The sequence below is a fragment of the uncultured Ellagibacter sp. genome (assembly GCF_934636505.1).
In the GTDB taxonomy this organism is placed as follows: domain Bacteria; phylum Actinomycetota; class Coriobacteriia; order Coriobacteriales; family Eggerthellaceae; genus Ellagibacter.
In genome coordinates, this window is record NZ_CAKUAL010000023.1 from 1 (window position 1) to 26,411 (window position 26,411).

The 26,411-nt window shown below is 63.5% G+C and carries 22 protein-coding genes and 1 pseudogene; 21 read left to right on the forward strand and 2 right to left on the reverse strand.

Annotated elements, in window-relative coordinates:
* The 5 genes and pseudogenes from Q0G18_RS04235 to Q0G18_RS04255 all read left to right on the forward strand — a co-directional run.
* Positions 1 to 309: pseudogene (locus Q0G18_RS04235) on the forward strand (hypothetical protein); the annotation flags it as partial.
* 3 nt (positions 310 to 312) lie between these two features.
* The gene (locus Q0G18_RS04240) at positions 313 to 1,524 is read left to right on the forward strand and encodes a cysteine desulfurase family protein (protein WP_297149819.1); all 1,212 of its coding nucleotides are present in this window, start codon (positions 313 to 315) and stop codon (positions 1,522 to 1,524) included.
* 10 nt (positions 1,525 to 1,534) lie between these two features.
* Positions 1,535 to 2,347: a histidinol-phosphatase gene (locus Q0G18_RS04245; protein ID WP_297149863.1), complete on the forward strand. Its 813-nt coding sequence runs from the start codon at positions 1,535 to 1,537 to the stop codon at positions 2,345 to 2,347.
* A gap of 42 nt (positions 2,348 to 2,389) precedes the next feature.
* Positions 2,390 to 3,280 carry a Nif3-like dinuclear metal center hexameric protein gene (locus Q0G18_RS04250; RefSeq protein ID WP_297149822.1) on the forward strand — a complete coding sequence of 297 codons (891 nt, stop codon included), beginning with the start codon at positions 2,390 to 2,392 and terminating at the stop codon, positions 3,278 to 3,280.
* 51 nt (positions 3,281 to 3,331) lie between these two features.
* Positions 3,332 to 4,054 (forward strand): hypothetical protein, encoded by a 723-nt coding sequence (locus tag Q0G18_RS04255; protein ID WP_297149825.1) that lies wholly within the window; start codon positions 3,332 to 3,334, stop codon positions 4,052 to 4,054.
* Positions 4,055 to 4,228: 174 nt separating this feature from the next.
* Here the strand turns inward: Q0G18_RS04255 and rpmB are convergent, their stop codons facing one another.
* Positions 4,229 to 4,420 (reverse strand): 50S ribosomal protein L28, encoded by a 192-nt coding sequence (gene rpmB, locus Q0G18_RS04260; RefSeq protein WP_158049204.1) that lies wholly within the window; start codon positions 4,418 to 4,420, stop codon positions 4,229 to 4,231.
* A gap of 219 nt (positions 4,421 to 4,639) precedes the next feature.
* Between rpmB and Q0G18_RS04265 the strand changes: the two genes are divergently transcribed.
* The 16 genes from Q0G18_RS04265 (at position 4,640) to ftsY (ending at position 24,367) form a co-directional block, all read left to right on the forward strand.
* Complete coding sequence (locus Q0G18_RS04265; RefSeq protein ID WP_296058576.1) at positions 4,640 to 4,987, forward strand: Asp23/Gls24 family envelope stress response protein; 348 nt, start codon at positions 4,640 to 4,642, stop codon at positions 4,985 to 4,987.
* A gap of 65 nt (positions 4,988 to 5,052) precedes the next feature.
* The gene (locus Q0G18_RS04270; protein WP_297149828.1) at positions 5,053 to 6,687 is read left to right on the forward strand and encodes a DAK2 domain-containing protein; all 1,635 of its coding nucleotides are present in this window, start codon (positions 5,053 to 5,055) and stop codon (positions 6,685 to 6,687) included.
* Between the two features lie 186 nt (positions 6,688 to 6,873).
* Complete coding sequence (locus tag Q0G18_RS04275; protein ID WP_297149832.1) at positions 6,874 to 9,081, forward strand: ATP-dependent DNA helicase RecG; 2,208 nt, start codon at positions 6,874 to 6,876, stop codon at positions 9,079 to 9,081.
* Between the two features lies 1 nt (position 9,082).
* Positions 9,083 to 9,670: a 16S rRNA (guanine(966)-N(2))-methyltransferase RsmD gene (gene rsmD / locus Q0G18_RS04280; protein ID WP_297149835.1), complete on the forward strand. Its 588-nt coding sequence runs from the start codon at positions 9,083 to 9,085 to the stop codon at positions 9,668 to 9,670.
* A gap of 180 nt (positions 9,671 to 9,850) precedes the next feature.
* Complete coding sequence (locus Q0G18_RS04285; protein ID WP_158049208.1) at positions 9,851 to 10,327, forward strand: ATP synthase F0 subunit B; 477 nt, start codon at positions 9,851 to 9,853, stop codon at positions 10,325 to 10,327.
* Positions 10,327 to 10,941, forward strand: coding sequence for a DUF177 domain-containing protein (locus Q0G18_RS04290; protein ID WP_297149838.1), 615 nt, complete (start codon positions 10,327 to 10,329; stop codon positions 10,939 to 10,941). The genes Q0G18_RS04285 and Q0G18_RS04290 overlap by 1 nt, the downstream gene beginning before the upstream one ends.
* Before the next feature lie 203 nt (positions 10,942 to 11,144).
* Positions 11,145 to 11,324, forward strand: coding sequence for a 50S ribosomal protein L32 (gene rpmF, locus Q0G18_RS04295; protein ID WP_158049213.1), 180 nt, complete (start codon positions 11,145 to 11,147; stop codon positions 11,322 to 11,324).
* Between the two features lie 162 nt (positions 11,325 to 11,486).
* On the forward strand, positions 11,487 to 12,533 hold the full coding sequence (plsX, locus tag Q0G18_RS04300) for a phosphate acyltransferase PlsX (RefSeq protein ID WP_297149866.1): 1,047 nt from the start codon (positions 11,487 to 11,489) through the stop codon (positions 12,531 to 12,533).
* A 51-nt stretch (positions 12,534 to 12,584) separates the two neighbouring features.
* Entirely contained in the window at positions 12,585 to 13,475 is an 891-nt protein-coding gene (gene rnc / locus Q0G18_RS04305) for a ribonuclease III (RefSeq protein ID WP_296058594.1), read from the forward strand.
* Positions 13,476 to 13,478: 3 nt separating this feature from the next.
* Entirely contained in the window at positions 13,479 to 17,045 is a 3,567-nt protein-coding gene (gene smc, locus Q0G18_RS04310; protein WP_297149841.1) for a chromosome segregation protein SMC, read from the forward strand.
* A gap of 313 nt (positions 17,046 to 17,358) precedes the next feature.
* Positions 17,359 to 18,999 (forward strand): ABC transporter substrate-binding protein, encoded by a 1,641-nt coding sequence (locus Q0G18_RS04315; RefSeq protein ID WP_297149844.1) that lies wholly within the window; start codon positions 17,359 to 17,361, stop codon positions 18,997 to 18,999.
* A gap of 189 nt (positions 19,000 to 19,188) precedes the next feature.
* Positions 19,189 to 20,208, forward strand: coding sequence for an ABC transporter permease (locus Q0G18_RS04320; protein WP_297149847.1), 1,020 nt, complete (start codon positions 19,189 to 19,191; stop codon positions 20,206 to 20,208).
* Positions 20,209 to 20,213: 5 nt separating this feature from the next.
* Positions 20,214 to 21,149, forward strand: a complete 936-nt coding sequence (gene nikC, locus Q0G18_RS04325) for a nickel transporter permease (protein ID WP_297149869.1) — start codon at positions 20,214 to 20,216, stop codon at positions 21,147 to 21,149.
* Between the two features lie 4 nt (positions 21,150 to 21,153).
* Positions 21,154 to 22,266 carry an ABC transporter ATP-binding protein gene (locus tag Q0G18_RS04330; RefSeq protein ID WP_297149850.1) on the forward strand — a complete coding sequence of 371 codons (1,113 nt, stop codon included), beginning with the start codon at positions 21,154 to 21,156 and terminating at the stop codon, positions 22,264 to 22,266.
* On the forward strand, positions 22,256 to 23,311 hold the full coding sequence (locus Q0G18_RS04335; RefSeq protein WP_297149853.1) for an ABC transporter ATP-binding protein: 1,056 nt from the start codon (positions 22,256 to 22,258) through the stop codon (positions 23,309 to 23,311). Before Q0G18_RS04330 ends, Q0G18_RS04335 begins: the two co-directional genes overlap by 11 nt.
* Positions 23,312 to 23,443: 132 nt before the next feature.
* A complete protein-coding gene (gene ftsY, locus Q0G18_RS04340) occupies positions 23,444 to 24,367 on the forward strand; it encodes a signal recognition particle-docking protein FtsY (RefSeq protein ID WP_297149858.1) in 924 nt (307 codons plus the stop codon).
* A 128-nt stretch (positions 24,368 to 24,495) separates the two neighbouring features.
* Here the strand turns inward: ftsY and Q0G18_RS04345 are convergent.
* On the reverse strand, positions 24,496 to 26,411 hold a 1,916-nt coding region (locus Q0G18_RS04345; protein WP_297149861.1), incomplete at its 5' end, for an S-layer homology domain-containing protein.

Consider the following 26,411-nt stretch of genomic DNA (forward strand, 5'->3'; position numbering starts at 1 on the left):
GTTGAGCCGGGCTTTTCCGGGCAGAGCTACATTGAAGGCAGCGAGGAGAAGGTTGCGGCCGTCGCCGAGATGGCGCGCGCGGTCGGCAACGATGCGCTCCTGATCGAGGTCGACGGCGGCGTGTCCGAAGCAACGGTTGAGCGCCTCACCGCGGCTGGCGCCGACGTGCTCGTGTGCGGCAGCGCTGTGTTCGGGGCGCAAGACCCTGCGGCCGCGCTTGCCGCTGTGAAGGAGAAGGGCGATGCCGCGCGCGTGGCGGCCATCGAGGATGCGCGGGCCGAGGAAGCCCTCGTCGAAGAGGAGATGTAGGCAATGCCTGCCACGGTGAGTCCCGATTACGTGTATCTCGATTATGCCGCGACGGCGCCTTTGTGCGAAGAGGCGCTCGAGGCCATGAAGCCCTATCTCACCTGCGGGCGCGACAACCTCGCCCTCAACATGAACGCGAACTCGCTCCATTCGCCCGGCCGTGCCGCCTTCGAGGCGCTCGAAGGCGCGCGCAAGTTGATCGCTCACGACATCGGCGCGTCCCGCCCGAGCGAGGTCATCTTCACATCGGGTTCCACCGAATCCGACGACACGGTACTTTTGGGGGTTGCCCCCGCGGCTGCCGAAGCGCGTCGCGTGGCCTCGGGCTCGTTCACGCCGCACGTCATCGTGTCGGACATCGAGCACGAGGCGGTGCTCATGCCCGCAAAGCGCCTCGAGCAGCAGGGCTTTCGCGTGACGCGCCTGCGCCCCGACTCCCGAGGCTTTATCACCGCAGACGCGCTTGAAGAAGCGATCGACGCCGACACGGTGCTCGTGTCCATTCAGGCCGCGAACTCCGAGCTCGGCAGCGTCGAACCGGTGCGCGAGCTTGCCGCCATCGCGCACGCCCACGGCGCGCTCTTCCACGTCGACGCGACCCAAGCTTTGGGGAAGATGCCTCTTGACGTGCGCGAATGGGATGTCGACGCCGCATCGTTCTCCGCGCACAAAGTGGGCGGCCCGAAGGGCATCGGCGCGCTGTACGTGAAGGCTCGCACCCCGCTTTCGGCATTCCAACTCGGCGGTGGGCAGGAGTCGGGCCGGCGCTCCGGCACGCAAAACGTCATGGGCGCAGCCGGTTTCGCCGCCGCTTGCCGCGCGGTCTGCGCGATGGAGCCTGAGGAATCCGCCCGCCTTCGCGAGTTACGCGATGAGCTCTACGAGAAGCTTTCCCTGGTGCCGGGCGTGCGCCCGACGGTCGACGTCCCGCGATGTTCGGCGGACTTCCTGCCGAACATCGTGCACGTGATCGTGAGCGACCTTGAAAGCGAGACGCTTATCCTGCGCCTCGACATGAAGGGTTTCGGCGTATCGGGTGGGTCGGCCTGCTCGTCGCATTCGCTCGAGCCGAGCCACGTGCTGCGCTCCATCGGCGTGGAGGGCGACGACGCCTACGGTGCGCTGCGCATTTCGATGGGGCGCTACACCACCGCCGAAGATATCGATAGGTTCCTCATCGCTTTCGACGAGGCCCTCAACTGGAATCGAGGCTAGCGTGCCTGCGATGCCGCTTGTGAACACTCACTCCCACACGGCGCTCTGCGGCCACGGCGAGGGCGCGGTGGCCGAGCTTGTCGCCGCAGCCGACGCGGCGGGGATCGAGGTGCTCGCTGTAACGGAGCACTTCCCGCTTTCGGGCGCGTTCGACCCGCGCGGGGACGAGGCCATGCCCCGTGAGTCCGTCGCGGGCTATCTCGCCGACATCGACCGCGCCCGCACAGAGCATCCGCACATGACCATCCTCTCGGGATGCGAGATGGACTGGCTCGGCGCGGCGGAGGACCGTACGTCTGCCGAGCGCGACACCTCGCGCTTCGACGTGGTGCTGGGGTCGGTGCACTTCCTCGGCACCTGGGGCATCGATAACGAGGACATCGAGGGCCCCTGGCTTGAACCGGGCGCGCCCGACCGCATCTGGCGCCAGTACGTGGACGAATGGTGCGCAATGGCCGCCTCGCCCGACCGTTTCGATGTTCTTTCTCATCCTGACCTGCCGAAAAAGCTCGGGCACTTCCCAACCTACCCCTTGGAGCCCCTGTATGCGCGCATGGCCGAGGCGGCGCGCGCGGGCGGGCGCATGGTAGAGGTGAACACGGCAGGCGCCGTGAAACGCTGCGCCGAGATGTACCCGACGCTCAAGCTGCTTTCCGCGTTTTGCCGCGCGGGCGTGCCTTGCACGGTGGGCACCGACGCGCACAAGCCGGCCGACGTCGCCTTCGGTATCCGTGAGGCATACGAGCTCATGGCGCGCGCAGGTTATGATTGCGTGACGATTCCCCTGGCGCATGGCGAGCGGCGGGAGCTGCCGATACAATAGAGGGCATGAAACCTCATTCGAACGCATAAGGAGGATGTGAACATGGCTTCTGCAAAACCTGAAACGGGACTGAGCAAACGCGCATCCGGGCCCCTGTCTAAGAAGGAGAGGACCTTAAGCGTAGGCGCCTTGGAGGCGGCGCTGTTCAGGGCTTTCCCGAAAGAAGATGTTGAAGACTGGGATCGGGCGGGCCTTACGGTGGGCGATCCGTCGCGCCAGGTCACGCGCGTGGCGGTGGCGCTCGACCCTACGGTTGCAGCAATACACGAGGCGGCGTCGCGCGGCGCGAACGTGCTTGTGACGCACCATCCCGCCTTCCTCGACCCGCCGAGCGAGTTCAAGCCCGGCGCGTCTGCGGCGGTGTCCTCGGGCGCGGTGGTGTGGGCCGCCATCGAGTCGGGCGTCGCGGTGATGTCGTTTCACACCGGCCTCGACGCGAGCCCGCTTGCGGCGCGCATGCTTCCCAACATGCTTTCGCTCGACTGGTCCGGGCGCGTCCTCGTGCCGTGCCCCTCAGGCCCCGATCGCGGATACGGCCAGCTGTGCTCGGTGCGCAAAGGCGATGCGCCGATGACGCTCGAAAAGCTCGCCGCGCGCTGTACCTCGGTGTTTGCGCAGGTCCCGCGCGTGTGGGGTGATTTCGACCGCGAGATTAAGAGCGTTGTCACCTATACGGGCTCGTGCGGCAGCATCGTCGCCGCGTGCCTGCGCGAGCATGTTGACTGCCTCATCTGCGGCGAGGTGAAATACCACGCGGCGCTCGATGCGTCTGCAGTGGGGCTCGCCATCATCGACATGGGCCACGACACGACCGAGCTGCCCTTTACCGGTGTTCTGGCGGATGCGGTGGCGGCAGCGGGCGTTTCCGTAGATTGCATCGAGGTGATCGACCAGAGCGGCAATTGGTCTCATCCGGAATCGACCAGGTTGTAGAATAGCGGACGTAAAACGAAGGAACACAAGGGAAGCGCGAGGTAACAACGCATGCAGGTCAAAGACGAAGACATTTCCACGCTCATCGAGTTGCAGCACAACGACATGGAGCTTCTTCGCGTCCAGAAGGCCATCGCCGATCTTCCGCAGCGAAAGACGATCGTCGCTGCGCGCAAGAAGATCAAGGCCATCGAGGAGAAGCAGGAAACGGTGGGGAAGCTTCGCGCGAAGGCAGAGGAGAAGCTTGCCGGCATCTCCGAAGAGGACGGCAAGCTGGCCGCCAAGCAGGAAGAGGCGCAGAAGGCGGTCGATTCGGCGTCTGGCTATCGCGATGTCGAGGCGCATACGCGCGAGATGGACGGCTACGCGAAGCGCCGCGCCACGCTTGAGGAGGACCTCGCCGCCGTCGATGCCGAGTTGGATAAGATTTCTGCAGTTGAAAAGCAAATCTCTATGGCGCTTGCCCAGCTTCGGGAAACGGAGTCGGCGGCAACCGCCGAGTTCCAGTCGCAGGGTGGCGAGCTGAAAAAGCAAGAGGCCGACCTTGCCGCGTCACACGATCGGGTCGCGGCGAATCTGCCCGCCGACCTCAAGGCTCGCTACGACCGTGCGGCAAAGCACTGCGGGGGAGTGGCAGTTGCCCTTCTTCGCGACAATGCCTGCGGCGCCTGTCGCGCCCCGATCGAGGAAGGCCACCTGATCGACCTGAAGGCGCATGCGCCGCTTGGTGAGTGCCCCAACTGCAAGCGTCTGCTGATCGTGCTACCGTCGTAGAAACGCTTTTCCAAGCCCCCTCTTTCCTCACGCAAGGAAAGAGGGGGCTTCGTGTTCTCGTGCTATCCCCCAAACCCAAAAAAGCCCGCGGATGCGGGCTTTGCTTTTGGTGCCAGATGGCAGTGCGGTCAATCGCGACGAGGGCAGAACCCACTGCGCGATTGAAGTGCGCTTTTACGCGCGCTCGACCTTGCCGGCCTTCATGCAGCTGGTGCAGACGTTCGCCTTGCGGACGCGGCCCTTCTCGTCGCGGATGGTGACCTTCTGGATGTTAGGACGGAACATGCGGTTGGTCACTCGATGGGAGTGGCTCACGCTACGACCGAAAGACGGTGCCTTGCCGCAAACTTCGCAAATCTTCGACATAATTCTCAACTCCGTGTACGTGCCGGTTAAAAACCGTTGATGACAAAAAAGCCTAACTACTATATCACAAACAGACAGCTCGTTTCAAGGACTTTTCGTGTGTAATAGCGGCCGCTGGGTTCTGGCAGCTATCGTGGGCGCTTTTCCTTGCGCTATACTGCCTTTTTGGATGATTACGCGCGGGCGATTAGGCTTCGCGCGTGTTGCGAAAGGAGCATCATGAGCACAACGATTCCTGGCAACCTGCATGTTGCCAACGACGTTCTGGCCGACATGGTCGGCAACGCGGCTCTCGAATGCTACGGCGTCGTCGGCATGGCGGCTCCGAACGCCGTCGACGGCATCGCGAAGATCCTGCCCGCCTCGCGCCTACGCCGCGGCGTGGTTGTTTCGAGCACTGACGCCGGGGTCCACGTCGAGCTTTACGTCGTCATCGAGTACGGCACGAACATCAGCGCCGTTTCCCAGAACCTCGTCGACCAGGTCACGTTCGCGCTCAAGGAGTACGCGCGCGTCCCGCTCGACGGCGTCGAGGTCCACGTGCAAGGCGTGAAGGTCCGCAAATAGCATCGTTTCTGCGGGTGCGCGCCGCATCGGCGTGCGGGCCTGCTTGTTAAGGAGATCGTTCCACTATGTCACAAACCTATACCGGATCAGACGTCCTTGCCGCCATTGCTTCGGCATCTGCTCAGCTCAGCGAGCGCAAGGAAGAGATCAATCGCCTGAACGTGTTTCCCGTTCCCGATGGTGACACCGGCACGAACATGTCGCTCACGCTGAAGTCGGTCGTCGACAACATCGCGAAGCTTCCCGCGAACGCGGGCGTAGCCGAGGTCCGTCGCGCCATCACCACGGGTGCCCTCATGGGCGCGCGCGGGAACTCCGGCGTCATCACCTCGCAGATTCTCCGCGGTTTGTGCGAGGGCTGTGCGGAGGCCGAGGAGGTTTCCACCGCGACGATCGATGCGGCGTTCGCCCGCGCGGTCGAGGTCGCTTTCCAGGCGGTGCGCAAGCCGGTCGAGGGCACGATCCTCACGGTGGTGAAGGACATGGCCGCCGCTGCCAAGCACGCGCGCAAGAAGAAGCTCTCCGTCGACGAGGCGCTCGAGTCCATCGTCGAGGAAGGCTACGCTTCGGTGAAGCGTACGCCCGACCTGCTCCCGGTGCTCAAGGAGAACGGCGTGGTCGATGCCGGCGGCTTCGGCCTGGCCATCCTGGCTGACGCGTTCACCGCAGCGCTGCTCGGCAAGTCCGGCCCCCTTGGCGACGAGCTCGCTCTTGCCCGTGCCGGCGCGGCTCCGAAGGTCGCGATCGAGCAGATCAACGACTGGGAGGGCTCCAAGTACACCTACTGCAACGAGTTCCTCGTCGATTCCGACGTGCTCGACAAGGACGAGGCGCTCGACTTCCTGTCCACGATGGGCGACTGCGAGCTGTGCGTTGGCGAGAAACCCAAGTTCAAGGTGCACGTTCACTCCAACACGCCCGACAAAGTGCTCCATTACTTCTTGGAGCGCGGCCAAATCTCGGAAGTCTTCATCCACAACATGAAGCTTCAGAGCGTCGAGCGCAACGAGAAGCTTGCGGCAGAGGAACGCTCTGAGCACAAGCCGCTCGGGTTCGTGGCGGTCGCCGCCGGCTCGGGCATGGCGAAGATTCTCGAGAGCCTCGGCGTCGACGTCGTGGTGTCGGGCGGGCAGACCATGAACCCCTCGACGAAGGATTTGCTCGACGCCGTTGAGCGCGTGAACGCCGACGCAGTCATCATCCTGCCGAACAACTCCAACATCATCATGGCCGCCCAAAGCGCGGCGGGGCTGTCCGAGGTTCCCTGCGCCGTCGTTCCCACGAAGAGCGTGCCTCAGGCGTTCTCGGCGCTGTTCAGCGCCGACGAGACCGCGTCGCTCGAGGATAACGTCGAGAACATGACGAGCGCGTTCGCCGACACGAAGACCGGCGAGGTCACCACGGCGATCAAGGACTCCAAGGACGCGCATGACAACCCCATCCACAACGGCGATGTCATCGGTATCGCCGACGGTTCGATCGAGGCTGTCGGCTCGAGCGTGGAGGATGTCGTGATGTCGCTGCTCGATACTATGGAGGCCGAAGATGCCGACACGTTGACGCTGCTTGCGGGCGAGGACTTCTCGGACGAGCAGCTGGATGCTTTGGTGGAGCGCATCGAGTCGCGCTTCGACGAACTGGAAGTCGACGCGCACCGCGGCGAGCAGCCGCTCTACCCGATCGTGTTCTCCGTGGAGTAGGCTGGCTTTTTCAACTCAATCGGATAGCGTCCGGCGGAGCATCGTCGTGCTCAGACAGTCCTGCTTTGGCGAACAGCCCACTGGGCTGTTCGCGTCGTGCGGAACTGCGCGCGACGACGCCCCGCCGGACGCGACATTTTCGACGTTGAAGTGGAAGCTGGTCGGCTTCCATTGTGAAAGGAAATTTTGCCGAAAGCTTCCCACATACCCGATAGGCTGCAGGCGACACTCGGGCTTGACGAGCCGGTGAGCCGTGTGCGCCTCGTGAGCCCCGCCCGCGCGAAGGCGCTCGAGAAGCTCGGCATTCGCACGGTCCGCGGGCTCATCACGCATTTCCCGCGGCGCTACATCGACCTTTCCGCCCGCGAGACCGCCGCCTCCGCGCGCATCGGTGAATCATGCACCATCGAGGGCGTGATCCACGATGTCAAGCTCAAACGCCCGAAACCGCGCCTGACCTTGGTAGAGATTGGCGTCACTGACTCTACGGGCGTCGTGATCGTGACCGCCTTTCGCCAACCGTGGCTCGCCGAGCAGCTCTCCGCCGGCATGCGCGTGGCGATTGCCGGCAAAATCGAGTTCAACTACGGCTTCAAGCGAATGGTGAACCCGCAGATTCTTCCGCTTGAAGGGTCCGATGCACCTGCGCATGGCCTTGTCATCCCCGTGCACCCCGCTGGTGAGAAGGTGACGCCGGCGCTGATGCGGCGTTTCGTGAGTAATGCGCTCGAGCTCGCCGAGGGTGTGCTCGACCCGATGCCGCTGGAGCTTCGCGTGAAGTATCGCCTGGTGAGCCGTCAGGTCGCGTTTCGCGCAATCCATTTTCCCGAAAGCTTGGCTGAAGCCCATGAGGCGCGGCGCCGCTTGGCGTACGAGGAAGTGCTCCTGCTTGAGCTCCACCTCATGCAGCAAGGGGCGGCTCGCAGCCGCGGCCATGTGCCCACGGCGCACGAGATCGCGGGCCCGCGCATGCAGGCGCTCGATGCGGCGATTCCGTTCACGCTCACCGACGAGCAGCAGCAGGCTCGGCTCGACATCCTCGGCGAGATGGCGCAGCCGCACGCGATGAACCGCATGCTTTTAGGTGACGTGGGCACGGGCAAGACCGTCGTGGCGGCGTTCGCCATCGCGGCTGCGGTCGATACGGGCGGGCAGGCGCTGCTTCTCGCACCGACCGAGGTCCTCGCGCAGCAGCACGAGCGCAGCCTGGGGAAACTTTTCGACGCGGCGGGTATCACCCATGCGGTGCTCACCGGGTCAACCTCGGAATCCGAGCGCGCGGAGATGCTCTCCCGCCTCGCCGAGGGCAGCCTCGACGTGCTCATCGGCACGCATGCGCTGCTCGAGGACGACGTGCGCCCGAGCAATCTCACGCTCGCCGTGATCGACGAGCAGCAGCGCTTCGGCGTAGCCCAGCGTGCGAAACTGCTCGCCAAGGGCGACGCGCCCGACGCTCTCTACCTTACGGCGACGCCGATTCCGCGCACGCTTGCGCTTGCGCTGTTCGGGAACTTGACGCTCACGTATCTGAAGCATCGACCGCACGACGCGGCGCGCCGCACGACGCGCGTGCTCGCGAAGTCGGAGCGCGGGTACGCCTACGACGCTGCCCGCGAGGCGCTTGGGCGCGGCGAGCAGGTGTATGTCGTGTGCCCGCTTGTGGGCAAGGACACCCAAGAGCGCGACGCGATGGCGGGGGAGAGTGCCGCCGCATCTCGCGAAGAGACCGACGGCGGGGCGTACCACCCGATGGTCGCCATCGAGGACGACGCCGACCTGGAGCACGACGACGTGGCCGCGGCGGCGCGCGAGGCGGAGATGCTCCAGGGGAGCACGTTTTTCGATTGGAAGGTCGAGCTTTTGCACGGCGGCTTGCCATCTTCCGAAAAACAGCAGGTCATGCAGCGATTCCATGATAACGAGACGCAGGTTCTGGTCGCCACCACGGTCATCGAGGTGGGTGTGGACGTTCCCAACGCGACCGTCATGATCGTGGAGGACGCCGACCGCTTCGGTCTCTCGCAGCTCCACCAGCTGCGCGGTCGCGTCGGTCGCGGCGAGAAACCCGCCCAGGTGTTCCTCGTGTCGGCATCGAAGCAAGACGTCGCTCTCGAACGCCTTCGCGCGATGGAGACCTGCGACGACGGCTTCGAGCTCGCCCGCATCGACTTGTCGCTTCGCCGCGAAGGCGATATCCTGGGCAATCGCCAGAGCGGCGCCTCGGTGTTGAAGCTGGTGAACGTCGTGCGCGATGGTGGGCTTATCGAAGCGGCCCATGCCGACGCGCGCGAGCTTTTGGAAAACGACCCCGACCTTGCCGCCGCCGATCACGCGGCGCTCGGGCGGGAGGTACGGTTGCTGCTCGGCGCCGCGCGCGCCGGGGAAGGCGGATAGCATGAGAATCATCGCAGGTGAATATCGCGGCCGTGTCATTAAGGCCCCTAAGGGGGACGGTACGCGCCCGACGACCGACCGCGTGCGCGAGTCGCTGATGAGTGTGCTCGCCTCTGCGCGCGGGGGCCTTGAGGGGGCGGTCGTGCTCGACGCCTTCGCGGGGTCGGGGGCACTAGGCCTTGAGGCGCTCTCCCGCGGCGCTGCATCGGCGTGCTTCTTCGAGCGCGATGGCGCGGCAGCGTCCGTGGTTTCGGGGAACATGCGCACGCTCGGCCTTGAGCCGCGCCGTGCCCGTCTCGTGCGCGCCGATGTGCTCGAGAAGCCGCCGCTGCGTCAACGTCCCGCGTTCGACCTGGTGTTTCTCGATCCACCCTACGCGCTTGCCGCGGCGGAGTCCCTTGGGATGGTGGCGAATCTTGCGAAGGCGGGGGCAGTCTCGGGCGACGCGATCGTGGTGTACGAGCATGCGCTCTCGACGAACGCCGATGCCGACGAGGCGGAGATGGCGTGCGGGTTCGCGCTTTCTTCCCGCAAGAAATACGGCGAGACGGCGGTCGATATCCTGCGCTTGGCGGATATGCTCGGGTAGCGCGCGCGGCGAGCGCACGTATTACTTTGCGTCTGAGCCCAGCTGGGGCTTATGAATGCTCTGTGGTGCGTTTTGCCAAATCAGGGCGTCGTGATATGATAAGTGGACTCATGTGCGCACAAAGCGCAGCACACGAAGCGCAGATTAAACGCTGCATAACAGCAGGTTGGAAGGAATAACATGGACGAAACCGGGGTCTTGGGTCTTCTCGAGGAACTCTCGATTTTGCTTGAGGATGCAAAGCCAGTTTTCGGCAAGAACAACCTTCGCCAGGTTGACGTGTCCGCCGCTTTCGAGATCATCGACGAGATCCGCGACACGTTCCCGAGCGAATTCGCGCAGTCGCGCCAGATCGTGCGCGAGCGCCAGAGCCTTCTCGATGATGCGGAAGCCGAAGCGAACCGCATGATCGAAGACGCGCGCAGCCAGGCGATGACCATCGCTTCCGAGCAGGAGATCGTGCGCATCTCCCAGCAGCAGGCCGACACCATCTTGGCCGATGCCCGCGAGCTCGAGCGTCAGACGCGCGCCGGCGCGGAAGACTACGCCGACGAGGTGTTCGGCCACGTTGAGCAGAGCCTCGACACGCTTCTCGGCAACGTGCGCCGTTGCCGAGATCGCCTGAATGCCGGGTCGACCAACGTCGGTCGCGGCTAATGGACGAGCTTTCTAGCGTTAAAAGCTCCCTGCGCGTCGTCTCGGGGGATTCGCTTTCCCTCGAGGTTCCCGCCGAGCTATTCTCGCCTGCAGAGTTTGCCCAGTTCGAGGGCACTGTTGCCGTTGATGAGTTCGAGTGTGGTCCCGACTCGTACCGCTTCAGTGAGCCGCTTTCGTGGCATGCCGACGTCTCCAACACAGGCGACGCGCTGCTCGTCACGGGGAGCGTTACGGGTGAGGCGTGCACCGATTGCGCGCGCTGCCTTGAGGATGCGGTCTTCGATGTCGAGGGTGAAATCGAAGGATACTTCCTGCTCGACGGCGCGGAGATTCCCGAAGGTGCCGACGAGGACGAGTTCGACCGTCTGCCCGCGAACCACGTGCTCGATATGGAGTCCCTCGTCGTTGCGGCCATCGTGTTCGAGCTGCCGCTCGTTCCTCTGTGCGACGAGGACTGCAAGGGCCTGTGCCCCACCTGCGGTGCCAACTTGAACGAGGGGCCGTGTGGGTGCGAGAAGGAAAAATCCGACGGGCCCGACGAGTTCGAGCTGGCGAAGAACCCCTTCGCGGCGCTTGCGAACTTCTCGTTCGATTCCGACGAATCGGCCGATTAAGCTCAATCGTGCTCATTTTTTTCAGCGCGTCCGTCGAAATGGCGTTTGCGATTTTCTGCGCATTATGTGGTAAGCTGAGGCGAAAACGCGCACAAGGCCTTGCGCCGCTCGTTTCTCTTTGCTATCATATCTCTTCGCGTGTTTACCCAGTGATAAGCGGGCGGTTCGGAAATCCGTCCGATGTTTTACAAAGGAGCTAGATCATGGCAGTACCTAAGCAAAAAACGGGTCGTGCAAGCACCCATACTCGTCGCAGCGCTAACGACCGCATCGACGCACCTTCTCGTTCCGTGTGCCCGCAGTGCGGCGAAGTGAAGCTTCCGCATCGCGTGTGCCCGAACTGCGGCTTCTACAAGAACCGCGAAGTCATCGAGACCGAATAGCGGCTTGCGGGCTCGCCGAGTCCGACCTAGCTTCTTAACATAGGCAAGCCTGGAGCCTCCCATTTCCGTGCGCCCTTGCGCGCGGACGGGAGGCTTTTTCACGAGGTGGGTGCAATCGCGTCTGCCGGATAGGAGTTCACCTTGGGAAGGAAATCTCGCGAACTGGCCGCTGCGCGCGCTGCGGCCGAGGCGTTTCCCGGAACCGTTCTTGCAGTTGACGCCATGGGCGGCGACAACGCGCCCTCCGTCGTGCTCGAAGGTGTCGCAGCAGCGCTTGAAGCCGATCCTGCGCTCAAGATCGTTTTGTGCGGGCCTGACGAGGTGGTGACCCCGTTCGCTGCGAGCCATGAGCGCTGCGAAGCGCACGCTACCACCCAGGTGATCGATATGGGCGAGCACCCCGCCCGCGCCGTGCGGCAGAAGAAGGACTCCTCGATCGTGGTCGGCTGCCGTTTGGTGAAGGAGGGCCAGGCAGCGGGCTTTTTCTCCGCAGGGTCTACGGGCGCATGCCTCGCCGCCGCGACCCTCGTGGTCGGGCGTGTGAAGGGCGTGCAGCGCCCAGCTCTCGCCATGCCCCTTCCCGCGCCGTCCCACCCGGTGCTTCTGTGCGATGTGGGCGCGAACGCCGACTGCAAGCCTGCCTATCTCGTGCAGTTCGCCCGCATGGCAGGTATTTACGCCGAGCGCATCTTGGGTATCCCGAACCCGCGCATCGGCCTTCTCAACATCGGCGAGGAGGAGGAAAAGGGCAACGACCTCGCGATCAAGACGTATGCGCTCATGGCCAAGCAGGTGCCGGGCTTTGCGGGCAACGCTGAGGGACGCGATATCCTCACGGGCGATTTCGACGTTGTGGTGTGCGACGGCTTCACCGGCAATGTGACCCTCAAGACCATCGAGGGCACATCGAAGGTGCTCTTCAAGATGGTGAAGGAAGCCATGATGTCCTCGGCGAAGGCAAAGATCGGCGCGCTCGCGCTCAAAAGCGAGCTCTACGAGCTGAAAGACCGTATGAGCGCCGACACTTACGGCGGCGCGCCGCTTCTAGGCTGCAAGGGCGCCGTCGTCGTTGGGCACGGCTCTTCGAACGCGAAGGCGGTGAAGAACGGCATCCTCGTGACCGCTCGCGCCGCCCGGGAGAACGTTTCTGAAATAATCGCGCAGACGCTCGCAGGCTCCGACGCAAATAATTCTGAACAGGTAGAATAAACGTTTAAGCAATCAGAAGGCACGATAGGCGCAAGGTGGTCCGATATCAGCATGTCGATGACTGAAGAACAGCAGGAAAAGCTCGCACGCGCCCAGGAAATCTTGGGCTATGAATTCAAACAGGAGCAGCTGCTCCTTTCGGCAATCACGCACCCTTCGGCGACGGAGGGCCGTCCGGTCAAATACTCCTACGAGCGCCTGGAGTTCTTGGGCGACTCCATCGTGGGCGCCATCGTCGCGGCGATCGCGTTCGACAGCTTCCACGAGATCGACGAGGGCGGGCTCACCCGCATCAAGGTGGCGCTCGTCGCGGGGTCGAGCCTTTCGGATGTGGCTGCGAAGCTCGGTTTCGCCGACATCATCGTGTTCGGCTCCTCTGAGACGGGCACGGGCAAGCGAGGCCTTCACTCCGCGCTCGAGAACGTCTACGAGGCAGTCGTTGCTGCGCTCTACCTTGACGGCGGAATCGACGCCGCGGTGAAGTTCGTGCGCCGCACGCTCATCCCGCATATGTCGCTCGATTTGGCCGCGCAGCCCGAAAACCCCAAGAGCGCCCTTCAGGAGAAGCTGCAGGAGGGCGGCATCACGCCGACTTACAAGCTGATCGAGACGCAGGGCCCGCCGCACGACCGCACGTTCGTCGCTCAGGTCTATGCGGGTGACCAGGGACTTGCCCGCGGCACCGGTCGCACGAAGAAGGAGGCCGAGAGCCAGGCTGCGAAGAGCACGCTCGCGCGCCTCGGCGAGTTCTTCGGGCTCGGGCTCACCGAGGAGGAGCGCGCCGCCAAGGAGGAGGCCGCAGCGCAGGCCAAGGCCGAGAAGGCAGCCGCCCGCGCTGCCGAAAAAGAAGCCGCAGCGCATGCGAAGGCTGAGAAGGCCTCCGAGCGTGCCCGCATCAAGGCGGAGAAGGAAGCCGCACGCCTTCAGAAGAAGCAGGGCTAGCGAATGCACCTCAAATCCCTCGTCCTCAAGGGCTTCAAGTCCTTTGCCGACAGAAGCGCGCTCACGCTCGAGCCGGGCATCACGGCGATCGTGGGCCCGAACGGATCGGGCAAATCGAACATCTCGGATGCCGTGCTGTGGGTGCTCGGCGAGCGCAACGCCAAGCATCTGCGCGGACAGGCCATGGAAGACGTCATCTTCGCCGGCTCCTCCGCCCGACGTGCGGCGGGGCTTGCAGAAGTCGACTTGGTGCTCGACAACTCCGACGGCACGCTTCCTGTCGACTACGACGAAGTCGCGATCACGCGCCGTATGTACCGCTCGGGAGAGAGCGAATACCTCATCAACGGCACGGTGGCGCGTCGCATGGATGTGCTCGACATCCTTCACGACTCGGGGCTTGGGACGGGTACGCACTCCATCATCTCGCAGGGCAGCCTCGATTCCATCCTGCAATCGAAGCCCGAAGACCGCCGCGCGCTCATCGAAGAGGCCGCGGGAACGCTCAAGCACAAGCAGCGTAAGGCGAAAAGCGAGCGCAAGCTGGCCCAGATGGATCAGCATCTCGCGCGCGTGCGCGACGTGACCGCCGAGGTCGAACGTCAACTGAAGCCGCTCGAGCGCAAGGCGAAGCGCGCCCGCACCTACATTGGGCTTTCCGCCGAGCTCTCCGAGCTGAAGCTCAAGCTTGCCGTCGACGATCTGCGCCAGCTGCAGGAAAAGCACGCCGCTGCCACGGCCCGCGAAGAAGCCGTCGCGGCCGAGCTCGAGGCGAAGCGCGCGGAGATTTCGACCGCGGAAGCTGCTGCCGAGGCGCTGCAGGAGAAGATCCGCCAAGAGGGGGCTAGCGCCGGCGAGCTCACGCGCCAGCATCGCCAGGCTTCGAGCGCCGTCGAGCGCATCGAGTCCGCCGAGCTCGTCATGCGCGAGCGCAAGCGTGCAGCGACCTCCCGTGCGGGCGAGCTTGCGGTGTCGCTTGAGGCCAACGCCGCTCGCGCAAAGACCGCCCAAGCCGACCTTGATGCCGTAAACGCCCAGCTTGCAAGCGTGCAGGCCGAGCGTGCGCAAGCCGAAGAGAAGGTGTCGCGGCTCGCTGCCGACCATGCGGACGTGACGTCGAGGCGTGCCGAGACCGAAAAGCGCGCAACCGAGCTCGGCCGCGCGAGCCGCGATTTGGAGTCGCGCATCAACTCGGCCCGCGCCAAGCACGCCGAGCTCAAAGAGGCCCTCACGAACGGGCTCGCGCACATGAAGATCATCGAGGGGCATACCCAGGAGCTAACCCTTCAGTTCGACCGCGCCCAGGCCGAGGCTTCCCAGGCGGAGGCCCACGCCCAAAAGCTCGCCGAAGAGCTCTCGGCGCTCGAGCAGGTCGAGAAGGAGTCCCGCATGCACGTGGGCGAGGCTGTGCGCGCTGCCGAGGCGGCACGTGCCGCCCGCGACGAGGCAAACGACGCCGAGCGCGCCTGCGCTGCCTCGATCGAAGCGTTGCGCGAAGTTGAGCGGGCATCCGCGAAGGCCCAGGGCCCAGCGCTCGAATGGCTCGCGAGCAATGCTGCCGCCTTCGACGCCGCAGTTGCGCCGCTTTCCCACGAAATCTCTGCTCCCGAAGGGCAGGAAGCGCTCGTCGAGCACCTTCTCGGCGCCGACGTGGCAGCGCTCCTCGTGGCTGATGGGTCGCATGCGGCAAGCATGGTCGCCGCGCTTGCCGCCGAAGGGAAAAACGGCGAGGTGACGCTTGTCTTGCGCGACGATGCGAACGGGGTCTCCACGCCTGATGCCTCAGCACGACCCTCGAACGCGTTGGGCTGGGCGCTCCTCGCGGGTCTTTCGTTCCCCGAGTCGTCCGCCCGTGCGGTCCGCGCGCTCCTCGGCGATGTCGTCGTGTGCGAAAACCTTGAGGAGGCGCTCGCTGCCCATGAGGCCGACACGCTCGGCCTGCGTTTTGTCACGCCGGACGGGTGCATCGTGTGGCCGACGGGCAAGGTGGTCGCCGGTCGCCATGTCGACGATGGGGGACAGGGAGCCCTCGCGCGCGCTCGCAGGCTTGAGGAACTTTCCCGCGAGCTTGTCATTGCGAAGGAGGTGACGCAAAAGGCGAAGGAGGCTGCCGATGCCGCCGACGCTGCCCTGCGTACGGCGCAAGGGGAAAGCCTCGCGAAAAGCCAGGAGCTCGCTGCCGCCAAGGGCAAGTCGGACGCCGCGCGCGCCGCTGCCGACGCCGCCGCGCGCAAGCTCACTTCGACTCGCCACGAGCTCGAAAACGTCGAGCGGCAACGCTCGGAGGCGGAGCAGATCATCGCGAAGGCACGCCCCGACGTGGAAGAATATGCGCGCTTGGCCGACGAGCTCGGGCATGAGCTGGAAGGCGTGAAGGAAAGTCTTGCCGCCGCGCTCGATGCCGCCGCTCCCTTGCGCGATGCCGCCCAGCAGGCAACTGATGCGCTCTCTGAGGCCAGGCTCGCCGCGGTGACGCTTGTGGAACGCGAGACCTACACCATCCGCGTCCGCGATGCGCGCGTGGGGGAGCTCGCCCAGCTCGCCGCCCAGGCGAAGACGCAGCGTTTGGCCCATCGTGCGAAGGAGCTTTCCGCATCCCGCATCGAGCCTCTGCTTGCGGTGTTCGAGGAGCTCGCGCAGAGCGCCCGCCGCTGGACGGTCGACTTGGAGGACAAGGCGACGCAGGCGCAGGATTCCCAATCGGGGCTGCATGCCCAGGCGAACGAGGCGCGCTCGAAGGCGCGCGCGGCTCACGACGCCTACGACGCGGCCAGCGAGCGCATGAGCGCTGCACGCGTGGACAAGGGGCGTCTGGAGGTGCAGGTCGAGGCTGCGGTCAACGAGATCGTCCACGGCTGCCGCACGCCGCTCGAGACGGCGCTTGCGTGCCCCGAGCTCGAGAACCGCCACGAAGTGGAGGATGCCGCCTTCAAGCTGCGCCGCCGCATCGCCAACTTAGGCACGATCAATCCCGATGCCGCCGACGAGTACGACGCACTCAAGGTGCGCTACGACTATCTGGCAAGCCAGCTTGCCGACCTCGACGGCGCGCGTAAGGCGCTCGCGAAGATCAACCGCGTCATCGATGCGCGCATGAAAGACGATTTCGCGAGAACCTACGAGGCGGTGAACGCCAATTTCCAGGAAATCTTCTCCACGCTGTTCCCCGGCGGCACGGCGCATCTGTCCCTCGTCGACCCCGACGATATGGAGAACACGGGCGTGGAGGTCTCGGCGCAGCCGCGCGGCAAGCGCATCACGAAGATGTCGCTTATGTCCGGCGGCGAGAAGTCGCTCACCGCGATCGCGCTCCTGTTCGCGGTCTACCGCATCCGCACGACGCCGTTCTATATCTTAGACGAGGTTGAAGCGGCGCTCGACGACACGAACCTGCGCCGCCTCGTCGCGTTTGTGGAATCGCTTCGCGGCACCACGCAGCTCATCATGATCACGCACCAGCGTCGCACGATGGAGACTGCAGACGTGCTCTTCGGCGTCTCCATGCAGGCCGACGGCGTCACGAAGGTGATCAGCCAGAAGCTCGACCGCGCGCTGCAGTACGCCGAGTAGCCGCATCGAGGGCGGGGAGGGCGCGCCAGATAGGGGAGGCACCCTCCGGCGCGCCCTCCGTATGTTTCGATCATGTTTCCTTGAATCGCCAGCTACCCATTCTTTACCTGCCTTTTCCCGCCGTTGACGGTAAAAAGCGAATAAATAGTCCAAAAAATCCCCACTCGTGGCACGCGCGCGTGCTTTGCTGCGCTAAAGTGTATCGATACGAATTACTAGCTGTTCTTAGGAATTCGTGGGAAAGCACGGTACAGGAAGCTGTGCGACGGCCCGTCGGCGAACGATCGGGTCGAAATGGGAAGGGAGAAATCCAATGGAAGAAAGCAAGCTGCAAGTCAGCAGGCGCCAGTTCATGGGCCTGCTCGGCACCGCTGTTGCGAGCACCGCCGTCATTGGCATGGCCGGCTGCTCGAGCAACTCCGGTTCCAGTGAGAAGAAGAGCGACTCGTCCGCTTCCGGCTCGGGCGTTGCCGAGAGCATCACCTACAGCCTCACTGCCGATCCGCGCGCTCTCGACCCGGCGTACTTCGACGACGGCGAATCCGCCATCGTTTCCTGCAACATCCATGAGGGCCTCTACGGCTACGGCGCGAAGGACGCGACGGTCCAGCCGCTGCTCGCCGCCGAGCTGCCGGAAATCTCCGACGACATGCTCACCTACACCATCAAGCTGCGCGAGGGCATCAAGTTCCATGACGGCGAGGAGTTCAACGCCGCTGCCGTCGTGAAGTCCGTCGAGCGCCTGCTCGAGCCGAACCGCAACTCCGACATGCCCTACGCCTCCTTCGTCTTCGGCGAGGAAGCCGCGAACTTGGGCGTGAAGACAGTCGAAGCCGTCGACGACAAGACCGTGAAGTTCACCATGCGCGCCGCGAACACGTCGTTCCTGAAGAACCTGGCCATGTGCCTCGCTTCCCCGATCGTGTCGCCGAAGGCCATCGACGATGCCGCCGGCAAGCCGATCGAGAAGCCCGTCGGCACCGGCCCCTACAAGTTCGTCGACTGGACGAAGTCCGCTTCCATCACCCTCGAGGCCAACGAGGACTATTGGGACAAGGACAACGCCCCGAAGACCAAGAACATCATCTTCAAGGTCATCGCCGAGGGAAACACCCGCATCACCTCGCTTCTGAACGGCGAGTGCGACATCATCTCCTCGGTCGACCCCTCTTCCGCCAACCAGATCATCGACGGCGGCTACGAGCTCTTCGCTGAGGACGGCATGACCATCAACTACATGGCGTTCAACACCGACGAGGGCGGCATCTGCGCCGACAAGGAAGTCCGCAAGGCCATCGCCCAGGCGATCAACGTCGAGGAAATGGTCACCGCTATCTACGGCGACTACGCTTCCGTCGCGAACTCCGTCATGCCGCTGTGGATGGCTCCCTACGACAAGGACATCAAGCAGACCGCGTACGACCCGGATGCTGCGAAGGCCACGCTTTCCGCGAAGGGCGTCACCGAGCTCACCTGCATCACCTACTCCACCGCCCGTCCCTACAACGCCAAGGGCGGCGTCGAGCTCGCCAACATGATCCAGGGCTACCTGGACAAGGTCGGCGTCAAGGTGAACATCACCCAGTACGACTGGACCACCTACAAGTCGAAGGTTCAGACCGATCCCTACGACATCTGCTTCTACGGCTGGACGGGCGACAACGGCGACCCGGACAACTTCATGAACCTGCTCGCGGACTCCAACAAGTCCATGAACGTGGCTCACTGGAACAACGCCGAGTACAAGAAGCTCATCGCCCAGGGCATCGACACGCCGGACGGCGACGACCGCGACGCGATCTACAAGAAGTGCGAGGAAATGGTCGCTGAGGAGCAGCCGTGGGTGCTCATCTCCCATGGTAAGAACCTGCTCGGCTACAGCCCGAAGGTGAAGGACTTCTACTATCACCCGACGGGAGTCGTCTTCTTCAAGGGCGTTTCCAAGGAAGCGTAGAACCGTTTCCCTGAGTTTTGCCCTTTTCCGGGGCGCGCAAGTGGGTTGTCCGCTTCGCGCGCCCCGTTTTGCGCAGAGGTGCGGCTTGCCTGGAGTCGAATGACGGGGATTCGCTTCCAGGCAGGATCCGCAACCTGCGTCTTTACAGCCCCGAGTCAGACGAGACGGGGCTCTTTCGAAAGGAACAAGGTGCTCAAATACATCCTCAAGAGAATCCTTATGGTGATTCCCGTGCTGCTGGGTGTGACGATCATCATCTTCTTCATCACGCGCGTCTTGGCGTCCGACCCTGCTCCCGTCGTTCTCGGCGAGCATGCGACGCCCGAGGCGATGGCCGCGTGGCGGGCTGACTACGGACTCGATGATCCGATCTGGATGCAGTACGTCAACTTCTTGGTGTCGGCGATCCAAGGCGACCTGGGTACGTCGTACTACACGCACACCTCCGTCGCGGCCGAGATCGCGTCACGCTTCCCGGCAACGGCCGAACTCGCCATCTGCGCCATCATCGTCGCATCGGTATGCGGCATCGCGCTCGGCGTGCTCGCCGCGGTGAAGAAGAACAGGCTCGCCGACAACGTGAGCATGGTCATCGCGCTCATCGGCGTGTCGATGCCGATCTTCTGGTCCGGCATCCTGCTTATCTTGCTGTTCTCGGCGACGCTGCACATCCTGCCGTCGTCCGGCCGCGTGACGCCGCTTCTCCAGCCGACGGGCGGCACGGGCTTCTTCATCCTCGATACGATCATGAAGGGCGACTGGACCGCGCTCGGCGACGTGCTCGTGCACCTCATCCTGCCGACGCTCGCGCTGTCGCTGTACTCTATGGCGATCATCACGCGCATGACGCGCTCCTCCATGCTCGAAACGTTGAATGCCGACTACATCCGCACTGCTCGTGCGAAGGGTTTGACCAAGCGCTCGGTGAACATCAAGCACGCGCTGCGTAACGCGATGCTGCCCGTCTCCACCGTCATCGGCCTGCAGTTCGGCAGCCTCCTCGGCGGCGCGCTGCTCACCGAAACGGTGTTCGCATGGCCGGGCATCGGCAAATACGCTGTCGATTGCGTGCTCAAGAGCGACTTCCCGGTGGTGCAGGGCATCGTACTGCTCGTCGCGGTCATCTTCGTCATCATGAACCTGCTTGTCGACATCGTCTACGCATGGCTTGATCCCCGCATCAAGTACGGTGCGAAGGAAGAGGGGTGATCGAGATGAGCAAGAAAACGGTTCTCGCGACCGAAGGCGCCGGCGAACTCGATTCGAACGCCGCAGCAGCGCCTGTGGTTGAAAAGCGCGAGAGCATCTGGAAGGACGTCATCGACGGCATCGTCTCCAACAAGGCGGCGCTCGTGTCGGCCATCTTCATCCTCGTTCTCGTGGTCATCGCCGTTGTGACGAAGCTCGTTCCCGGCGTGCTGCCCTACGATCCCTACGAGCAGAACCTCGCGCATTCCGCGCAGGGCCCTTCGGCCGAGCACTGGTTCGGCACCGACCTTCAGGGCCGCGACATCTTCAGCCGCGTGCTCGTCGGCACCCAGATTACCCTCGTCGTCGGCCTGGCGGCCGTGGCCATCTCGCTGTCGCTCGGCGTCGTTCTGGGCGCGATCGCCGGCTACAAGGGCGGGAAATGGGACACGGTCATCATGCGCATCATGGACATGATGCTCTCCATCCCGTCGATTCTGCTCGCCATCGCCATCATGGCTGCGCTTGGCCAGGGCATCGAGAAGGCGGTTGTGGCTATCGGCTTCGTCGCCATTCCCGAATACGCGCGTATCGTGCGCTCCGAGATCCTCTCCATCAAGGAGAACGACTACGTCGCCGCCGCGCGCGTCATGGGCAACTCGAACTTCGCCATCGTGTTCCGCCATGTGCTCCCGAACGCGCTGCCCTCGATCATCGTCCGCGCGACGCTCGGCATCTCGTCGGCCATCCTCGACTGCGCGGCCCTCGGCTTCTTGGGCCTTGGCGTGCAGCCGCCCGACGCCGAATGGGGCGACATGCTCGGACGCGGCCGCAACGAGCTCTTCCGCGCTCCGTGGCTTATGATTTTCCCTGGTCTCGCCATCACGCTTACTGTGCTTGCATTCAACCTACTCGGCGACGGTATTCGCGACGGTTTGGATCCGAAGTCGAGGAAGAGGTAGCCCGATGTTGCTTGAAGTGAAGAACCTCTGCACTGAGTTCCCCGTCAAGCGCGGCGTCGTCCGCGCCGTCGACGACGTGACGTTCTCGGTCGACGAAGGGGAGATCCTCGCCATCGTGGGCGAATCCGGCTCGGGCAAGTCGGTCACGAGCCTGTCGATTATGGGCCTTCTGGCCGAACCCGGCCACGTCGCCGACGGCTCGATGGAGTTCGACGGCAAGGACCTGACGACGCTCTCCGAGAAGGAATACCGCGAGATGCGCGGCAACGACATGGCCATGATCTTCCAGGAGCCCATGACGTCGCTCAACCCCGTGTACCGCATCGGCGACCAGATCGTCGAGGCCATTCGCACGCACGAGAAGATTTCCAAGAAGGAAGCGCTCACGCGCGCGATCGACCTTCTGCGCAAGGTCGGCATCCCGAGCCCTGAGGCCCGCGTGCGCGACTATCCGCACCAGATGTCGGGCGGCATGCGCCAGCGCGTCATGATCGCCATGGCGCTTGCGTGCAACCCCAAGCTTCTCATTGCCGACGAGCCCACCACGGCGCTCGACGTGACGATCCAGGCGCAGATCCTCGACCTGCTTCGCCGCCTTCGCGAGGATACTGACATGGCCGTTCTCCTGATCACGCACGATCTCGGTGTCGTCTCCGAAACCGCCGATCGCGTCGTCGTCATGTATTGCGGCCAGGTCGTGGAAGAAGCCGAGGTGCGCTCGCTGTTCGACAACCCTATGCACCCCTATACGCTCGGCCTTCTGAAGTCGATTCCCCGTTTGGAAGACGACGATTCGAAGCGCCTCTACATGATCAAGGGCATGGTGCCGAATCCGCTCGAGATGCCTCCCGGATGCCATTTCTCCGACCGCTGCGACAACTGTATGCAGATTTGCCGCGAGAAGGTGCCCGACCTGGTGCAGGTGGGCGACCACAAGGTGCGCTGCTTCCTCTATGAGGAGGAATCGGGCAAGGCGAAGAACGCCGCCGAAGTCGAGAAGAACGAGGAAAAGGCTCGCGCAGCCGTCGAGGCCGCGCGCGAGGTGAGCACTGCCGCCGCTCTCATCATGGGCGACGAGACGCAGGAAGCAGAGGAGGGGAAAGCCGATGAGCGATAACGCTGCCCAGAAGCCCGCTGCCGACAGCGCGGCGGATTCCGATGTGTTGCTCGATGTGCAGCACCTGACGAAGCTGTTCGCCGCCGAAACCAACTTCTTCGGCAAAGCGACGTCGTACGTGCACGCCGTCGACGACGTGTCGTTCCAGATTAAGAGGGGCGAGGCGTTCGGCCTCGTCGGCGAATCCGGTTGCGGCAAGACGACGGTCGGCAAGATGCTCGTGAACCTGCTCAAGCCCACGAGCGGCAAGATCATCTTCGAGGGCAAAGACCTCACCGCGATGAAGGATTCCGAGCGCAAGAACTACTGCAAGGACATCCAGCTCATCTTCCAGGACCCGTATGCGTCGCTCAATCCGCGCATGCGCATCGGCGACATCATCGCCGAGCCGATGATCACGAACAACATCGTGCCGAAGGATAAGGTCGAGGACCGTGTGAACGAGCTGCTCGAATGCGTCGGCCTTGCGAACTACATGCGCAACCGCTACCCGCACGAGTTCTCAGGCGGCCAGCGCCAGCGCGTCGGCATTGCACGCGCGCTTGCGGTGAACCCGAAGCTCATCGTGTGCGACGAGCCCGTGTCCGCGCTCGACGTGTCCATTCAGGCGCAGGTTTTGAACTTGCTCGACGACTTGAAAGAGGAGTTCGGGCTCACGTACCTGTTCATCGCCCACGGCTTGAACGTCGTGAAACACGTTTCCGACCGCGTCGGTGTCATGTATTTGGGCAAGATGATGGAAATCGCCCCGAAGAAGTCGCTGTATGCCGACCCGTTGTCCCCCTACACGCAGGCGCTGCTTTCCGCTATCCCTGCGGTCGATCCGAAATCGAAGCGCGAGCGCATCATCTTGCAAGGTGATGTTCCCTCCCCGATCGACCCGCCCCCGGGATGCCGTTTCGCGGGCCGCTGCTTCAAGCGCCTCGGCGTATGCGGGAACTCGGTTCCCGAGCTGCGCGAGGTGAAGGAAAACCATCGGTGCGCCTGCCACCTGTACGACCCCGAGCTTCCTCCAACGGAGGAGATGACTCGCGCGGTTCGTTAATTCGCGCTTCCGTCTACGTGTTGTCAACGCCCTCGGCATTTTCGGATGTCGGGGGCGTTTCTTTGCTATGCTGTGTTGCAGAAGATTCCGAGGCGCTTCACCTGCCTCTTCGTTTTCCTGAAAGGATTGACTATGGGCTTTTTCGATCGCATCAGCGAGGGTCTTTCGCGCTCGCGTGATAAATTCAAGGAGCAGATGAACGTCCTGCTCGACCGTGGGCCGGACTTGGACGACGAGTTTTGGGACGGGCTCGAGGAGACGCTCATCTTAAGCGATGTCGGCGCCCCGGCGGCGAGTTCCATCGTAGAGAACCTGCGCGACCAGGCGACGCGCAAGGCGCTTCCCGACGCCTACGCTGTGCTCGATATGCTGAACGAGCAGATCGCGAGCACGTTTACCGAGGGCGGGGAAGAGGTCTTCGGCGGCGATCCCGCGCTCGTGCTCTTCGTGGGCATCAACGGCACGGGCAAGACGACGACCGTCGGCAAGCTTGCCAAGGAAGCCTCCGATGCGGGCCGTAACGTTATCTTGGGCAGCGCCGACACCTTCCGCGCTGCTGCGATTGAGCAGCTTGAGGTCTGGGCGCGCCGTGCCGATGTCGAGGTTGTCGAGCGCGAACGGGGGAGCGACCCTGCGAGCGTGTGCTACGCCACGATCGAGCGTGCGGAGGAAACGGGTGCGGATCTGGTGCTCATCGACACCGCAGGTCGCCTGCATACCTCTGCCGACCTTATGCGCGAGCTCGAGAAGGTTGTGAACGTCGTGCGCAAGCGTTCACAGCTGCCAGTCTACACCGTGCTCGTCATCGATGCGACGACCGGCCAAAACGGCCTGCAACAGGCGCGCGAGTTCAACAACTCGCTTTCCCTCGACGGCATCGTTGTCACCAAGCTCGACGGTACGGCGAAGGGCGGCATCGCGCTTGCCGTGAGCCACGAGCTTGAGCTTCCCGTGCTGAAGATCGGCGTGGGCGAGGGTATGGACGATTTGAAGGACTTCGACCCGCACGACTTCGCACGCGCCCTTATAGGCGACTTCGACGAGCGCGAGGCGTAGCGGTCTTCACGTTTCGGCATCCGATGCGTGCCAACCTCAGTAGCGCGTTCCATTCTTGCAAATCAAAATACGCTCGGCCCTTGCGGACCGAGCGTTTTTTCATGCAAACAAGGTTGTTCTGAGATTACTTAGAACAGACCGTTGTAGCAAGAGTTGGCGACGACCTGGGCGGCCATAGCGCGGCTGAGCACGGTGTCAGCCTGGATGTAGCGGGTGCCCTCAACGTCGACGCCGGAGATGACGCCTTCGTTCAGAGCCCATGCAACGCCCTCAGTTGCCCAAACGGCAACGCCTTCAGCATCCGGCATGGCATTGAGCTTATCCATGGAGGGATTCTCTGCTTTGAAGAGGCGGGAGAGAATGACGCACATGGTCTGGCGATCGCACGGGGTGTTCGGCTGGAACTCTTTGCCGTCAACGCCGGAGATGATTCCCTCGGCGACAGCCCAGTTGGCAGCCGGGGTGTAGAACTTGCCGTCCTCGACGTCGGGCAGGTTGGTCTCGTTCTTCACGTTCGTGAAGTCGGCGGAAGCGGCGTCAGGATTCATGATGCGATACAGGACAGTGGCGAACTCAGCGCGGGTGAGAGCGTTGCTCGGCCCGAAGAGGTCGGTGTCGGCATAGCCGGTCATGAACTTGGTGAAGTTGCAGAACGTGACGGCATCCTCATACCAGGAGTCGGCCTCGACGTCGGAGAAGATCTTCGACGCATGCGTGGTCTGCAGGTTCACGGTAACAACGCCGGTGGCAAGACGCCAGCCAGGAGCGTTGATCGTGCCGGTCTCGTCAGCCTTCCAGCCACGGAAGACCTTTGCGAGGGGGTAGGTGTTCATGCTGGCGGCAGCCTGCGCCGTGTCGCTCACGGCTTCGCCGTCGGATTTCTGGGAGCCGTAGGTGAACGCGAGGATTGCCGGGGTCTCAACAGCGTTGGTGATGTTGTTCACCTCAGAGGGGGACTGGTTGGGGTAGAACAGATTCTGCTCCGCGATTTCCTCGAAGGTGGGCTGATTCTTCCCGTAGAGGCCGTCGGTGCAGATGTACTGCAGGTTGGAGCCTTCAGTCCAGTACTGGTCGATGCCGGCATCCTTCAGAAGGTCGGCGAAGGTGATGTAGTCGGTAGCGGCGTAGCCCACGACAGGGCCGTGGTTGGACTGCTGGTAGTACTGCGTGTCGGTGGCGAGCTTCGACTTCAGGTCGGCCATGGTGTAGGACTTCACGGTCAGGCCGTTGAGCTGCACGTTCAGGATCTTGTCGGTGATGGTGAAGGTGCCCTTGACCTGGCCGACGTAGTTGCCGATGCCGGTGATGGTGAAGCTGGCGGTGCCGGCATTCACGTTGTTGGCGTACTCGATCGTGTAGTCGACATCCTTGGCGAGGAGGTTGCCTTCCTGGTCGGACACGGTGATCGGGGTGATGGCGCTGCCAGTGTAATACTGCGTGTCAGTGCCGTTGATCTCGCAGTTGGAGATGCTGTTCACGGTCACGCCAGCCGGCGCCTTGACCGTGATGGCGACCACGCTGCCGGTAAGACGCCAACCAGCGTCGATGACGGCGCCTTCCTCGGAGGAGGACAGGTCGCGGGCGATGCCGATGCCAACCTTGGTGGAGTCGCCGGCCTTGTTGTCCTTGGTGATGGTGCCATCAAGCTGGGAAAGCGCAGCGGCGAGCGCGTCAGCAGAAGTCTCGCCAGCGGTCGTCGAGCTCTTGTACCAGCCAGGAATCGCGATGCCTGCGGGAACCTCGATGGCCCCCGAGACATCATTAACCTCGGTGTTGGAACGATTCGGGTAGAAGTAGCCCGGCTCGTTGAGCTGCTCGTAGCTCGGCACGTTCTTCTTGTACACGCCGTCGGTGCAGGTGAACTGCAGCTTGGCGCCTTCCTTCCAGTACGCGGAAGCGCCGGCGTCGGCGATGAGCTTGTCGAATTCGACGAGCTTCTTGACGGCGAGAACGTTGACGTTGTTGTTCTTGGTGTACTGGTAGCCTGCATCGACCTCGGTCGCGAGAGCCGCGAACTCCTCGGCAGTGTAGGACTTCAAGAGGG